The organism is Mycobacterium conspicuum, assembly GCF_010730195.1.
Classification (GTDB): Bacteria; Actinomycetota; Actinomycetes; order Mycobacteriales; family Mycobacteriaceae; genus Mycobacterium; species Mycobacterium conspicuum.
Genome location: NZ_AP022613.1, coordinates 3,993,479 through 4,007,070 on the forward strand (window position 1 = coordinate 3,993,479; position 13,592 = coordinate 4,007,070).

13 protein-coding genes are annotated in these 13,592 nt (G+C 67.5%); 2 read left to right on the top strand and 11 right to left on the bottom strand.

Features of this window, described 5'->3' with window-relative positions:
• The first annotated feature begins 62 nt into the window (after positions 1–62).
• Positions 63–833 carry an enoyl-CoA hydratase gene (locus tag G6N66_RS18330; protein ID WP_085233087.1) on the top strand — a complete coding sequence of 257 codons (771 nt, stop codon included), beginning with the start codon at positions 63–65 and terminating at the stop codon, positions 831–833.
• Here G6N66_RS18330 and G6N66_RS18335 read toward each other — a convergent pair.
• The 11 genes from G6N66_RS18335 to G6N66_RS18385 form a co-directional block, all read right to left on the bottom strand.
• Positions 830–1,726 (bottom strand): bile acid:sodium symporter family protein, encoded by an 897-nt coding sequence (locus tag G6N66_RS18335; protein WP_085233088.1) that lies wholly within the window; start codon positions 1,724–1,726, stop codon positions 830–832. The two genes, G6N66_RS18330 and G6N66_RS18335, sit on opposite strands and share 4 nt — an antisense overlap.
• Positions 1,727–1,798: 72 nt before the next feature.
• Complete coding sequence (locus tag G6N66_RS18340) at positions 1,799–2,959, bottom strand: dihydrolipoamide acetyltransferase family protein (RefSeq protein ID WP_085233089.1); 1,161 nt, start codon at positions 2,957–2,959, stop codon at positions 1,799–1,801.
• Positions 2,956–3,990: a 3-methyl-2-oxobutanoate dehydrogenase subunit beta gene (gene bkdB, locus G6N66_RS18345; RefSeq protein ID WP_085233090.1), complete on the bottom strand. Its 1,035-nt coding sequence runs from the start codon at positions 3,988–3,990 to the stop codon at positions 2,956–2,958. Before bkdB ends, G6N66_RS18340 begins: the two co-directional genes overlap by 4 nt.
• Before the next feature lies 1 nt (position 3,991).
• Positions 3,992–5,089, bottom strand: a complete 1,098-nt coding sequence (gene pdhA, locus G6N66_RS18350) for a pyruvate dehydrogenase (acetyl-transferring) E1 component subunit alpha (protein WP_085233091.1) — start codon at positions 5,087–5,089, stop codon at positions 3,992–3,994.
• 209 nt (positions 5,090–5,298) lie between these two features.
• On the bottom strand, positions 5,299–6,120 hold the full coding sequence (locus G6N66_RS18355; protein WP_085233092.1) for an HpcH/HpaI aldolase/citrate lyase family protein: 822 nt from the start codon (positions 6,118–6,120) through the stop codon (positions 5,299–5,301).
• The gene (locus G6N66_RS18360; protein ID WP_085233093.1) at positions 6,120–6,611 is read right to left on the bottom strand and encodes a MaoC family dehydratase; all 492 of its coding nucleotides are present in this window, start codon (positions 6,609–6,611) and stop codon (positions 6,120–6,122) included. Before G6N66_RS18360 ends, G6N66_RS18355 begins: the two co-directional genes overlap by 1 nt.
• Positions 6,608–7,780 carry an acyl-CoA dehydrogenase family protein gene (locus G6N66_RS18365; protein WP_163645963.1) on the bottom strand — a complete coding sequence of 391 codons (1,173 nt, stop codon included), beginning with the start codon at positions 7,778–7,780 and terminating at the stop codon, positions 6,608–6,610. Before G6N66_RS18365 ends, G6N66_RS18360 begins: the two co-directional genes overlap by 4 nt.
• Positions 7,767–9,740, bottom strand: a complete 1,974-nt coding sequence (locus tag G6N66_RS18370; protein ID WP_085233095.1) for an acetyl/propionyl/methylcrotonyl-CoA carboxylase subunit alpha — start codon at positions 9,738–9,740, stop codon at positions 7,767–7,769. The genes G6N66_RS18365 and G6N66_RS18370 overlap by 14 nt, the downstream gene beginning before the upstream one ends.
• A gap of 5 nt (positions 9,741–9,745) precedes the next feature.
• Entirely contained in the window at positions 9,746–11,326 is a 1,581-nt protein-coding gene (locus G6N66_RS18375) for a carboxyl transferase domain-containing protein (protein ID WP_085233096.1), read from the bottom strand.
• On the bottom strand, positions 11,323–11,970 hold the full coding sequence (locus G6N66_RS18380; RefSeq protein ID WP_085233097.1) for a CoA transferase subunit B: 648 nt from the start codon (positions 11,968–11,970) through the stop codon (positions 11,323–11,325). Before G6N66_RS18380 ends, G6N66_RS18375 begins: the two co-directional genes overlap by 4 nt.
• A 16-nt stretch (positions 11,971–11,986) precedes the next feature.
• Positions 11,987–12,730 carry a CoA transferase subunit A gene (locus G6N66_RS18385; protein WP_085233098.1) on the bottom strand — a complete coding sequence of 248 codons (744 nt, stop codon included), beginning with the start codon at positions 12,728–12,730 and terminating at the stop codon, positions 11,987–11,989.
• 169 nt (positions 12,731–12,899) lie between these two features.
• On the opposite strand from G6N66_RS18385, the gene G6N66_RS18390 reads away from it, so the two are divergent.
• Positions 12,900–13,562, top strand: a complete 663-nt coding sequence (locus G6N66_RS18390; RefSeq protein ID WP_085233099.1) for an SACE_7040 family transcriptional regulator — start codon at positions 12,900–12,902, stop codon at positions 13,560–13,562.
• The last annotated feature ends 30 nt before the right edge of the window (positions 13,563–13,592 follow it).

Here is a 13,592-nt window from a genome sequence, read left to right on the forward strand (position 1 = left end):
TGGCCCGCACTGGAGCCTGCAAAGATAGCGGCGCGAGTGAATCTAACGCGGAGGTGTGCGCAATGACCCAGTCCGGCTTGGTGTTGTCCAGTGTCGACAACCACGTCGCGCTGATCACCGTCAACGACCCCGACCGGCGCAATGCGGTGACCGGCGAGATGTCGGCGTTGTTGCGTGCCGCCGTCGAGCAGGCCGAGGCCGATCCTGGGGCGCACGCCGTGGTGATCACCGGGGCCGGCAAGGCGTTCTGCGCGGGCGCCGACCTCAGCGCACTGGGCGCCGCGGGCGGCGAAGCGACGGAGTCGGGACTAAAAGAGCTCTACGACGGCTTCATGGCCGTTGGCGAGTGCAAGCTGCCCACGATCGCCGCGGTCAATGGCGCGGCGGTGGGCGCCGGCCTCAATCTGGCGATGGCGGCCGATGTCCGCATCGTCGGGCCGGGCGCGGTCTTCGATTCCCGGTTCCAAAAGCTCGGACTGCACCCGGGCGGGGGTGCGACCTGGATGCTGCAGCGAGCCGTGGGCCCGCAGGTCGCCCGGGCGGCGTTGTTGTTCGGGATGCGCTTCGACGCGGAAGCCGCGGTGCGCCACGGGCTGGCACTCAGCGTCGCCGACGACCCCGTCGCCGCGGCCCTCGAGCTGGCTGCGGGACCGGCAGCGGCTCCCCGCGACGTGGTGATCGCGACCAAGGCCACCATGCGCGCCACGGCCAGCCTGGGGTCGGTGGACACCGAACAACACGAACTCGCCATGCGCACGGAGCTCGGGCCCCAGGCCACCTCGATCCAGTCGCCCGAGTTCGCGGCCCGCCTGGCCGCCGCACAACGCCGTTAACTTGCGGGTGATTCGGTGATGGGGGTGTTCACGCCCATGCGAAACGCAGGGTCCAGGCGACGGGCGGCGAACACGAACGTCAGGGCCATCAAGGGTGCGATCGCGCCATAAACCGCTGCGGGCGTGGCCATTTCGACATTGTTCAGCAGTTGCGGGCTCAGGGCTACACCCATCGCCACCACGGCGTTGTGCATTCCGACCTCCAGGCTCACGGCGATGGCCTGCCGCGGCCCGAGGTGCATGCGGCGCGGCACCAGATAGCCGACACTCAGGCTGACCGCGCAAAACGACACGACGGCGCCGCTCAGCACGCCGAAGTTGGCCCAGAGCGTCGCCTGCCCTTTGGCGATCGACGCGACGACCACGACGACCAGCAGCACCGCCGCGGCAATTCGGACCCCCTTTTGCAGTCGCCTGGCGAACTCGGGGAACCGGTGGCGTATCGCGATCCCGACCGCGGTCGGTATGAGCACCAGTGCGAACAGCCCGAGGAACTTGTCCACCTGCAGGGGAATGAACCGTCCGTCCCCCATGAACCAACCCATCGCGACCGCCAATATGGCCGGCAGGGCGAAGATCGACAGCACCGCGTTGATCGCGGTCAACGTCAGATTGAGCGCCAGGTCCCCGTTGAACAGATGACTGAGGATGTTTGACATCGTCCCGCCGGGAGTGGCGGACATCAGCATCAGTCCCACCGCCAGAGTGGGTTGCAGGTGGAAAGCCTCGGCGATCAGCAGGCACAGGGTGGGCAGCACCAAGGACTGACAAATCAGTGCGACCAGAAGCGGCCGCCGCAGCGTGGCCGCCCGTTGGAAGTCGGCGACGGTCAGCGTCAGCCCCAGGGCGAGCATGACCACGACGACGACCAGCGGAAAGTAGCGGTTGTCCATGATTAGTTAGCTTGCCTTACTCTGCGGCAGGCTGCAGTGTGTGGTGAGTAACAGCTGGTCGCGGCCAGCTCGCTACAGGTCCAGCAGCGCGGTCTCCGGCGACTCGATCAGATCCCTCAGCTCGCGGACGAATTGCGCCACCTGGGCGCCGTCGGCGACCCGGTGATCGAACACGCAGGTCAGCACCATCGTCGGACGCGCCACGACTTGGTCGTCGAGGACCACCGGCCGCGGCTTGATCGCTCCCATGCCCAGGATGGCCGCTTCCGGATGGTTGATCACCGGCACACCGTCGTCCACGCCCAGGGCTCCAAAGTTTGACACGGTGAACGTCGAGCCGGTCAGCTCCGCGGGCGTGAGGGTGCCGGCGCGCGCGCCGGTGATCAATTCCGCTGTCCGACTGGCCAATTCGCGGGTCGTCTTGTTGTGTGCGTCGGCGATCACGGGGACCAGCAGCCCCCGCTCGGTGGCCACCCCGATCCCCAGGTGCACGCTCCGGTGGACGCGCAGCTGGGGCCCGGCGGGCGAGTCGAGCCACGTCGAGTTCAGTATTGTGTTGTGCGCCAAGGCGATAGCCAGCAGGCGTAGTGTCAGCACGAACGGCGTGATGTCCGGGTGCTCGCGACGGAATCGCTCGCGCAGCCGCAGCAGCGCGGTGCAATCAACCTCCACGCTCACTTTTGCGGCGGGAATTTCGCGGTGGGACAGCGTCATTTTCTCCGCCATCCGGGCCTGCACGCCGCGCACCGGTCGCACATCGGAATCGGCTTCGGTGTCGCGGGCGGCCGCCAGCACATCGGCTCGGGTGATCACCGCGCCGGCGCCATGTTGAATCGCGGCGAGATCAATCGACAGTTCCTTGGCCAGCTTGCGCGCCGGGGGCGCGGCCAGCGGCCGAACCGGCCGTCGGCCGGTGTCGATGCCGGTGTCGGCGCCGTAGCCGACCAATGTGGGTGGCGCCTCGCCGTTGGAGGCCACCGCTGCGGTGTCGATGCGGGCCAACACGGCGCCGACTTTGAGCACATCGCCTTCGGCGCCGCCCCTTTCGACGATCCGGCCCTGGTACGGGCTCGGAATTTCGACCTCGGCCTTCGCGGTCTCGACCGTGCACAGCGTCTGATTGAGCTCGACGCTGTCGCCGACGGCAACGTTCCAGCTCGTCACCGTCACTTCCTCGAGCCCCTCGCCGAGATCGGGGACGCGGAAGGACTTCACCCGCTCCTCGGTGCTCACGGCAACCCCAAAACCCGTTCGACGCAGTCGAGTAGCCGGTCGGGCCCGGGCAGCCACAACCCCTCCAAACGCGCTGGCGGATAAGGGGTGTCGAAACCGCAGGCGCGCAAGACCGGCGCCTCCAGCTCGTAGAACATCTCTTCCTGAATGCGTGCGGCCAAATCGGCGCCGAAGCCGAGGGTCCGCGGCCCCTCGTGCATCACCACACATCGTCCGGTCCGATGAATCGACGCGGCGACGGTATCGAAGTCCAAGGGGACCAGCGAGCGCAGATCGATGATCTCCAGGCTCCAACCGCGCTGCCGCTCGGCCTCTTCCGCGGCGAACAGCGCGGTCCCCACCGGGCTGCCATAGGTCACGACCGTCACGTCGTCGCCGCGCCGGCGCACCATCGCGCGCCCAATCGGAGGTTCCGGCCGGCTGGTATCGACGAGCCCGCGAGTCTGGTAGCGCCGCTTGGGCTCCAGATACATCACCGGGTCGGGACAGCTGATCGCGTGTCGCAGCAGCCAGTACGCATCGGCCGGTGTCGACGGGACCACCACCTTCAGCCCCGCGGTGTGCGCCCAGTAGGACTCGGTGGAGTCCGAATGATGTTCGGCCGCACCAATTCCGCCGAACGATGGTATCCGCACCGTGACGGGCATGTTTACCTCGCCGCGGGTGCGGGTGCGGTATTTCGCCAGATGACTGACCACCTGATCGAGGGCCGGATAGGAAAAGCCGTCGAACTGAATCTCGGGCACCGGCACAAAGCCGCGTAGCGCCAATCCCACGGCGATCCCGATCAGTGCGGACTCCGCCAGCGGAGTATCGAAACACCTTGCCTCACCGAATGTTTCGGCCAGTCCCTCCGTTGCTCGGAACACCCCACCCGCAACCGCGACGTCCTCGCCGAACACTAAGACCCGTTCGTCGGCGGCCATCGCATCGTGCAGTGCGCGGTTCAGCGCCTGCACCATCGTCAGCGACTTCGCCCCGAGCGCCGCGCCGCGTACCGGAAGTGCCGGAGGATCGGCGAGCTGCGTCACGTCACGCCTCCCGATCTCTCCGGGCCAATTCGTCGTGCACTTGCTGTCGCTGCGTCCGCAAGCCGGGCGTGATTTCGGCGTACACCGTGTCGAATATGTCGTCGACGTCGAAATCCGGTGCGTCGAATACCGCGTCGCGCAGCTCGGCCCGCATCCGCTTGGACCGGGCACCGACCCGCTCCTCCAGGCGTTCCGACCACAGGCCCCGCCCCTGCAAGTAGGTGCGGTAACGCGGAATGGGATCCAACGCCGACCACCGATCCACTTCCTGTTGCGTCCGGTACCGCGACGGATCATCGGAAGTGGTGTGCGGGCCGAGTCGGTAGGTCACCGCTTCGATGAGCGTCGGGCCTTCACCGCGGCGGGCCCGGGCGGCCGCTTCGGCCATCACCGCGTAGCACGCCAGCACGTCGTTGCCATCCACTCGGATGCCGGGCATGCCGTAGCCAATCGCCTTGTGCGCGATGGACGGTGCGATGGTCTGTCTGGATACCGGCACCGAGATCGCCCACTGGTTGTTCTGCACGTAGAACACGCACGGTGCACCGAACACCGCGGCGAAATTCAGTGCCTCGTGCACGTCCCCCTCGCTGGTCGCCCCGTCGCCGAGGAACGCGACCGTGACGGAGTCTTCGCCGAGGCGTTGTGCGGCCATCGCCGCCCCCACGGCGTGCAGTGTCTGCGTGCCGATCGGAATCGACATCGGGGCGCAGCACTTCCGGGTGAATTCCAGCCCGCCGTGCCAGCTTCCGCGCCAGGCGACGCCCACGTGTGCGGGTGGGATGCCGCGGACGAGATAGGCGCCCAGTTCTCGGTATTGCGGGAACAGCCAGTCGGTCTTGCGCAGGCAGGCAGTGGCGCCGACCTGGGCCGCCTCTTGACCGCGGCAGGGCGCGTACAACGCCAATTCACCTTGATGCTTCAGATTGATGAATTCGGTGTCCAGTTCGCGGGTGAGCACCATCATCTCGTACAGCCAGCTCAGCGTTTCGGCGGGAAGCTCACGGCTGTAACGGCATTCGGCCGTTGGCGTCCCGGCCGGGTCGACGAGTTGCACCGGCTCGAGGTCCACGGTCATCGGCATCGGACTCGCCGCCATACCGCCTCCTCAACTCGAAGCAGTGGCGTGGCTCTGCCGCAGCGACACCCCAGCCGGGGCCCGCTGCGAAGCCGAAGTCAATCGCCAGCAGGACGAAAGGCTTCGCTCGCCGCGACACTGGCGTATACGCCATTATGCGCTCGAATTCGACGAGACCGCGTTGATCGACGATGAGCCGACAACGTGTCGCCCGGGCGCGCCGGGGGCGGTCAGCTGGAGGCGGTTTCCGCCGCCCGCGCCAGCATCGCCTCGGCGTGTTTGAGCACCGGCGAGTCGACCATCTGCCCTTCGAAGGCGAACACGCCGCGCTCGGTCTTGGCCGCCTCCAAAACCCGGCGGGCCCAGTCCAGCCTGTCATCGCTGGGGCGATAGGCCTCGCGCACGACCGGGATCTGGCTCGGGTGAATGCACACGGTCCCGTTGAATCCCAGCGCCACGGCGTCGTCGGCTTCGGCCCGCAGCCCGTCGAGATCCCGGATGTCCAGGTGCACCGCGTCGAGCGCGATTCGACCGAAGGCCGACGCGGCGAGCAGGGCGGTCGAGCGCACATGGCGGGCCACGTCGCGGTAGGTGCCGTCGGCGAAACGGCTGGAGCTGCCACCGAGCGTGGCGACCAGATCCTCGGCGCCCCACATCAGGGCGACGGTCCGCTCGGCCGCCGCGATCTCGGCGGCGAACACCGCCGCGCGTGGCGTCTCGATCAGCGCGATCACATCGCGCGGCGCCAGCGCATCCACCTGCGCGGCCGATTCGGTCTTGGACAACATCACCGTCGTGTACCGGGTGCCGGCGAGCGCATCCAGGTCGAGGGGCAGCTCGCCGGTGTCGGCCGCGTTGACCCGAACCACGGTGCGTTCCGGATCCAACGGTGTTTCCTGCAGCGCCTTGCGCGCGGCGGGCTTATCCGCCTTGGCGACGCCGTCCTCGAGGTCGAGGATCACCACGTCGGCGGCAGCGGCGGCCTTGGCGAAGCGCTCGGGTCGGTCGGCCGGGCAGAACAACCAACCCGGACCGGCGGCACGCAGATCCATTACGTCTCCTCTGTGTTTGGCCGCTTCTGGACCAGCGTGGTACGCACGGCGCGCGCAACGATGTCGCCATGCTGGTTGCGCCCGGTGTGCTCGAGCGTGACGATGCCTTCGCCGGGACGGCTTTTCGATTCGCGCTTGGCGGTGCACACGGTTTCCGCATAGAGGGTGTCGCCGTGGAACACCGGCTTGGGGAACGACACCTCGGAAAAGCCGAGATTGGCCACGATGGTGCCGAGCGTCAGCTGCGCCACCGACAACCCGACCAGCGTCGAGAGGGTGAACATCGAGTTCACCAGTCGCTCGCCCCGAAAGCCCGGTTGTTCGGCGGCCCACGCCGCGTCGAGGTGCAGCGACTGGGTGTTCATCGTCAGCGTGGTGAACAACACGTTATCGGCCTCGGTGACGGTGCGGCCCGGTCGGTGCTTGTAGGTGGTGCCGACCTCGAATTCCTCAAACCACAAGCCGCGCTGGATGATCGACTTTTCTGTCATGACAGCCCCAGCGATCGCGCGATGAGCATCAGCTGCACCTCGGTGGTGCCCTCACCGATCTCGAGCACCTTGCTGTCGCGGTAGTGACGCGCCACCGGATACTCGTTCATGAAGCCGTAGCCGCCGTGGATCTGGGTAGCGTCGCGCGCGTTGTCCATCGCCGCCTCCGAGGAAACCATTTTCGCGATCGCCGCCTCCTTCTTGAAGGGCTTGCCCGCCAACATCTTTGCGGCCGCCTCGTAGTATGCCGTGCGGGCCACGTGGGCCCGCGCCTCCATGCGGGCGATCTTGAAGCTGATCGCCTGATAGGAGCCAATCGCCTGGCCGAACGACTGCCGTTCCTTGGCGTACTTGACGCTCTCGTCGACGCAGCCCTGCGCGGCCCCCGTCGCCAGCGCGGCGATCGCGATCCGGCCCTCGTCGAGGATGGACAAGAAGTTCGCGTAACCCGTGCCGCGCGCGCCCAGCAAGTTCTGCTGTGGGACGCGGGCGTCGTCGAAGCTCAGCGGATGGGTGTCAGAAGCGTTCCAACCGACCTTGTTGTAGACCGGTTCGACGGTGAATCCCGGTGTGCCGCTGGGCACGATGATCGTCGAGATCTCCTTCTTGTCCCCCACTGTTCCGGTCACTGCGGTGACGGTGACCAGCGACGTGATGTCGGTGCCCGAGTTAGTGATGAACTGCTTGCTGCCGTTGATGATCCACTCGTCGCCTTCGAGACGGGCGGTGGTGCGGGTGCTTCCGGCGTCCGAACCTGCCCCGGGCTCGGTGAGCCCGAAACCGGCGAGCGCCCGGCCGGCCGTCAGGTCCGGCAGCCACTGTTGCTTTTGCTCCTCGTTTCCGAACCGGTAGATCGGCATCGCGCCGAGGCCCACCCCGGCCTCCAGCGTGATCGCGACCGACTGGTCGACCTTGCCCAGTTCTTCGAGCGCCAACGCCAGCGCGAAGTAGTCGCCGCCCATGCCACCGTATTCCTCGGGGAACGGCAGCCCGAACAGCCCCATCTCGCCCATCTTGGCGATGACTTCGTACGGAAAGCTGTGCTCCTCATCGTGTTTGGCCGACACCGGAGCAACCACGGTGCGCGCGAAGTCGGCAACCGTGTCACGCAGTTCTTCGTATTCCTTGGGCAGCGCCCCGCCGTAATTGTCGTCGTCATGATTCTTGATCCTTGATCCTGGCCAGTACCTGATCGACCTTCACCTGGTCACCAACAGACACCAGCACCTCCACTGATCCCGAGACCGGTGCGGCGAGCGAGTGTTCCATCTTCATCGCCTCAACCACCACCACCGGGTCGCCCTCGGAGACCTCCGCACCGGAGGCGACCCGCACGGCAATCACATTGCCGGGCATGGGGCTAACGACCTCCGCCTGCCTGGCGCCCGCCGCGCGATGAATCGTGTGCTCCTCGGCTTCGCGCAGGTGCCAGGTGCCTCGCTCGTCGGCGATCCACAGGTGCCGGTCGGCTTCCGCCCATCGGTAGTCGCGGCGCACGCCGTCGCGTGTCACGCTCATCCTCGATCCGTCGAATTGCGCACTGGCAGAGCTGATTTCACCGTCGCCGACCTGCACGCGAGCCGCGTCCGGCGAACCCCACACCGACACCGTTTCCTCACGCAGCGCGGTGCGCATCTCGGTGCGCACCGGCGCCACCACGCCACCGACCCGCCACCCCGTCGGCGAGGCCCACAGGTCATTTCGCGCGCTACGTGCCAGGGCCCACTGGCGGTAGAGACCGCCCGCCGCCAGCACGTCGTCGGGCGCCGGCAGCGGCACGAAGTCGGGCAGCCGCTCTTCGAGCAGCGCGGTGTCCAGATCGCCGGCTCGGACGCGCTCGTCGGCCAGGAGGAACCGCAGAAACTCGACGTTGGTCTGCACGCCCAGCACCGCGGTCCGTGCCAGCGCCCGGTCCAGTCGCGTCAGCGCGTCCGCGCGGTCGGCCCCGTGTGCGATCACCTTGCTGAGCATCGGGTCGTAGTCGCTGCCGACCACGGTGCCGGCCAGCAGCGACGAATCCACCCGCACACCATCGCCGGACGGTTCGATCACCTCCAGCACCCGCCCGCCGGTGGGCAGAAACCCTCGCGCGGGGTCCTCCGCGTAGACACGCGCCTCGATGGCGTGCCCGCTCAGCGCGATGTCGTCCTGGGCGAAGGCCAGCTTCTCGCCGGCACCCACCCGCAGTTGCCACTCGACGAGGTCGAGCCCGGTGACCGCCTCGGTGACCGGATGTTCCACCTGCAGGCGGGTGTTCATTTCCATGAAGAAGAACTCGTCGGGCCGCTCGGCGGAGACGATGAACTCCACCGTGCCGGCGCCCACGTAGTCGACGCTGCGGGCGGTGTTGCAGGCCGCCGTTCCGATTCGGGCGCGCGTCTGGGCGTCCAGCAGGGCCGACGGCGCCTCCTCGATGACCTTTTGATGGCGTCGCTGCAGACTGCACTCGCGCTCACCCAGATGCACCACGTTGCCGTGCGCGTCGGCCAGCACCTGCACCTCGATGTGCCTGGGCCGCAGCACGAATCGCTCGAGGAACAGGGTGTCGTCGCCGAACGCCGAGGCGGCTTCCCGGCGCGCGGTCACCAGTGCTTCGCGTAGCCGCGCCGGCTCCTGCACCAGGTGCATGCCCTTGCCGCCGCCGCCCGCCGAGGGCTTGATCAACACCGGGTAGCCGACGTCGTCGGCCGCCGCCACCAGGTCGTCATCGCTGAGCCCCGGCCTGGCGATCCCCGGTACCACCGGCACGTCGAAGGCGGCGACCGCGTTCTTGGCGGTGATCTTGTCGCCCATCACCTCGATCGCGCGTGCCGGCGGGCCCAGGAACACCACGCCCGCGCTCTCGCACGCCGCGGCGAAATGGGCGTTCTCGGAAAGAAACCCGTATCCGGGATGGATCGCCTGGGCCCCGGTTCGGGCCGCGGCGCCCAGCACCTTGTCACTGTTGAGGTAGCTCTCCCGCGCCGGCGCCGGCCCCAGCCGCACCGCCTCGTCCGCCTCGAGCACGTGCCGCGCGCCGGCGTCGGCGTCGCTGTAGACCGCGACGGATTTGACACCCAGTCGGCGCAGGGTCCGAATCACCCGCACCGCGATCTCGCCGCGGTTGGCGACCAATACCGTTTCGAACATCGCACTCACATCCGGAACACGCCGTAGGAGACCGGTTCCAGGGGCGCCTGGGCGCATACCGAAAGCCCCAGCCCGACAACTGTTCTCGTGTCGGTCGGGTCGATGATCCCGTCGTCCCACAGCCGGGCCGTCGAGTAGTAGGGGTTGCCCTGGTCCTCGTACTGCTCGCGGATGGGCGCCTTGAATGCGTCCTCTTCTTCGGCGGTCCAGGGTTTGCCGTCCGCGGCGAGCTGTTCGCCGCGCACCGTGGCCAACACCGAAGCCGCCTGTTCGCCGCCCATCACCGAGATCCGCGCGTTTGGCCACATCCACAGAAAACGCGGAGAATACGCCCTTCCGCACATCGAATAGTTACCCGCCCCATAGGATCCGCCGATCACGACGGTCAGCTTGGGCACCCGCGCACAGGCCACGGCGGTGACCATTTTGGCGCCGTGTTTGGCGATGCCACCCGCCTCGTAGTCGCGGCCGACCATGAAGCCGGCGATGTTCTGCAGGAACAGCAGCGGGATCCTGCGCTTGTCGCACAGCTCGATGAAATGCGCACCCTTCAAAGCGGATTCGCTGAACAGCACACCGTTGTTGGCGACGATCCCCACGGGATGGCCGTGGATGCGTGCGAACGCGGTGACCAGCGTCTTGCCGTAATTGGCCTTGAATTCACTGAATTCGCTGCCGTCGACCAGCCGCACGATGACTTCGTGCACGTCGTAGGGCACCCGCGGATCGGGGGGCACGACGTCGTAGAGCTCGCTCTGGGCGTGCTTGGGCTCGACCGCACGCAGCACGTCCCACGGCGCCGCCTCGCGCGGTCCGAAGGTGGCCGCGATCGAGCGGACGATCCGCAGGGCATGCTCGTCGTCGTCGGCGAGATGGTCGGTGACACCGGAGACCCGGGAGTGCAGGTCGCCGCCGCCGAGCTCCTCGGCCGTGACGATCTCGCCGGTGGCGGCCTTGACCAGGGGCGGCCCGCCGAGGAAGATCGTGCCCTGCTCGCGCACGATCACCGCCTCGTCGCTCATCGCCGGCACGTAGGCTCCGCCGGCGGTGCACGAACCCAGCACCGCGGCGACTTGCGGAATTCCCTTGGCGCTCATGGTCGCCTGGTTGTAGAAGATGCGCCCGAAATGTTCGCGGTCCGGGAACACCTCGTCCTGGCGCGGCAGGAACGCGCCGCCCGAGTCGACGAGGTAGATGCATGGCAGCAGATTCTGCAGCGCGACCTCCTGGGCGCGCAGGTGCTTCTTGACCGTCATCGGGTAGTAGGTGCCGCCCTTGACGGTGGCGTCGTTGGCGACGATCACGCATTCGCGTCCCGATACCCGCCCGATCCCGGTGATGATCCCGGCGCCCGGAGACTCGTCGCCGTACATGCCGCCGGCGGCCAGCGGGGCCAGCTCCAGGAACGGACTGCCCGCATCGAGCAGGCGGTCCACCCGTTCGCGCGGGAGCAGCTTGCCGCGGCTGACGTGACGCTCGCGGGCGCGTTCGTTGCCCCCGCGAGCCGCGGCGGCCAGCTTGGCGTTCAGCTCCGCCACCAACCGACGGTGCTCGTCGGCGAAGGACGGCGCGGCGACTTGGGTCACTTGGTGGCCAGGTCCTGAAGCAGAAGGGGCGGTTGGGTTTTCGCGCTGACCTCCTCGATCGACACGCCGGGCGCGGTCTCGATCAGATGCAGGCCGTCGTCGCGGACATCGATGACCGCAAGCTCGGTGACGATGCGATTCACGCAGCCGACGCCGGTCAACGGCAGTGTGCAGCGCTCCAGAATCTTCGGGCTGCCGTCCTTGGCGGCGTGCTCCATCATCACGATCACCTTGCGCGCGCCGTGCACCAGATCCATCGCGCCGCCCATGCCCTTGACCATCTTGCCCGGGATCATCCAGTTGGCGAGGTCGCCGGTGACCGAAACCTGCATGGCGCCAAGCACAGCGACGTCGAGATGTCCGCCGCGGATGATGCCGAACGAAGTTGCCGAGCCGAAGAACGCGGCGCCCGGCAGCGCGGTCACCGTCTCCTTGCCCGCATTGATCAGATCGGCGTCGAGATCCTCCCGCTTGGGATACGGCCCGACGCCGAGGATGCCGTTCTCCGAATGCAAGACCACATGGACGCCCTCGGGGATGTGGTTGGGGATCAGGGTGGGCATGCCGATGCCGAGGTTGACGTACTGGCCGTCCTCGAATTCGGCCGCAATCCGCGCGGCCATCTCGTCTCTGCTCCAGCTCATCTGGCGCCCCTGCTCCTCATCGCACCGTTTCCTTCTCGATCCGCTTCGCCGGATTGGGCACGTGCACGACGCGCTGGACGAACACCCCCGGCGTGTGCACGGTGGCGGGGTCGATCTCCCCGGGCTCGACGAGGTGCTCGACCTCGGCGATGGTGATCCGGCCGGCGCCGGCACATTCCGGGTTGAAGTTGGCCGCCGATTCCCGATAAACCAGGTTGCCGTGCCGGTCGCCCTTGTAGGCGTGCACAAGCGCGAAGTCGGTGCGGATGGCGCGCTCGAGAACATAGGTCACGCCGTCGAACTCGCGGGTCTCCTTGACCGGTGAGGTCACCGCCACCGCGCCGGACGCGTCGTAGCGCCACGGCAGCCCGCCGTCGGCGATCTGGGTGCCGACGCCGGCGGGGGTGTAGAACGCGGGTATCCCCATCCCGCCCGCGCGCAATCGTTCGGCGAGGGTGCCCTGCGGGGTCAGCTCGACCTCGAGTTCGCCGGACAGGAACTGGCGCGCGAACTCCTTGTTCTCGCCCACATAGGACGAGATTGTCCGGCGAATACGCTTGTGCCCCAACAACACTCCCAGCCCGATACCATCGACGCCGCAGTTGTTCGAGACCGTCTCCAGGTCGGTCACCCCGGTGTCGGCCAGCGCTGCGATCAGCGCTTCGGGAATGCCGCACAGACCGAACCCGCCCACGGCCAGCGACGAACCGTCGGTTATGTCGGCGATCGCCTCCGCGGCCGTCGCCACCACCTTGTCCATGACCGCAGAGCCTCCCAGATTCAGTTAATGCTCATTAACTGGGGTGAGAATACCATTACCCGTCCGGTGCGTCCAGAGAGGGACGAACGTCCGCGCAATCGACAGTTAATAGCGACTAACTCGTGCTACGTTAGGGACGATTAACCGAAGCGTCCCGACGGAGACCGTCATGGCAACGTCCGCCCCGGACCGCCAGCCCGACCAGCCTGGTCAGCCCGAATCCCCAAGCCGCCGCAGCCAGTTGAAATCCGACCGGCGTTTGCAACTCCTCTCAGCAGCCGAACGGCTGTTCGCCGAACGCGGCTTCCTCGCCGTCCGACTGGAAGACATCGGCGCGGCCGCCGGGGTCAGCGGCCCGGCCATCTACCGGCACTTCCCGAACAAGGAGTCGCTGCTGGTCGAGCTGCTGGTCGGAATCAGCGCCCGGCTGCTCGCCGGTGCCCGCGATGTGACCGCCCGCAACGCCGACCCGGCGGGTGCGCTAAACGGCCTCATCGATTTCCATCTCGACTTCGCCCTGGGCGAGCCCGACCTGATCCGGATCCAGGACCGCGACCTCGCGTACCTGCCCGACGCCGCGGAGCGCCAGGTGCGCAAAGCACAGCGCCAGTACGTCGAGATCTGGGTGGGCGTGCTGCGCGAGCTGAGCCCGCAGCTCGCCGAGGCCGACGCACGGTTGACCGCGCACGCGGTGTTCGGGTTGCTGAACTCGACACCACACAGCATGAAGTCCGGTGACAACTCACGCACCAAGCCGGCCTTCGCCGCGCGGTATCGGGCCGTCATGCGGGCAATGACGGTCGCCGCGCTGCGGGCCGCTGATCAGCGCTGATTGGGTGCGCCACGGGTTGTGCCACCGATG

What these genes read in the sequence shown, in the direction of transcription:
- G6N66_RS18330 (WP_085233087.1), top strand. Translation starts at nt 63, where the DNA reads ATGACCCAGTCCGGCTTGGTGTTGTCCAGTGTCGACAACCACGTCGCG.
- G6N66_RS18335 (WP_085233088.1), bottom strand. Translation starts at nt 1,726, where the DNA reads ATGGACAACCGCTACTTTCCGCTGGTCGTCGTCGTGGTCATGCTCGCC.
- pdhA (WP_085233091.1), bottom strand. Translation starts at nt 5,089, where the DNA reads ATGGCGGCGAGTCCGATGCCGATGACCGTGGACCTCGAGCCGGTGCAA.
- G6N66_RS18355 (WP_085233092.1), bottom strand. Translation starts at nt 6,120, where the DNA reads ATGGATCTGCGTGCCGCCGGTCCGGGTTGGTTGTTCTGCCCGGCCGAC.
- G6N66_RS18360 (WP_085233093.1), bottom strand. Translation starts at nt 6,611, where the DNA reads ATGACAGAAAAGTCGATCATCCAGCGCGGCTTGTGGTTTGAGGAATTC.
- G6N66_RS18370 (WP_085233095.1), bottom strand. Translation starts at nt 9,740, where the DNA reads ATGTTCGAAACGGTATTGGTCGCCAACCGCGGCGAGATCGCGGTGCGG.
- G6N66_RS18380 (WP_085233097.1), bottom strand. Translation starts at nt 11,970, where the DNA reads ATGAGCTGGAGCAGAGACGAGATGGCCGCGCGGATTGCGGCCGAATTC.
- G6N66_RS18385 (WP_085233098.1), bottom strand. Translation starts at nt 12,730, where the DNA reads ATGGACAAGGTGGTGGCGACGGCCGCGGAGGCGATCGCCGACATAACC.
- G6N66_RS18390 (WP_085233099.1), top strand. Translation starts at nt 12,900, where the DNA reads ATGGCAACGTCCGCCCCGGACCGCCAGCCCGACCAGCCTGGTCAGCCC.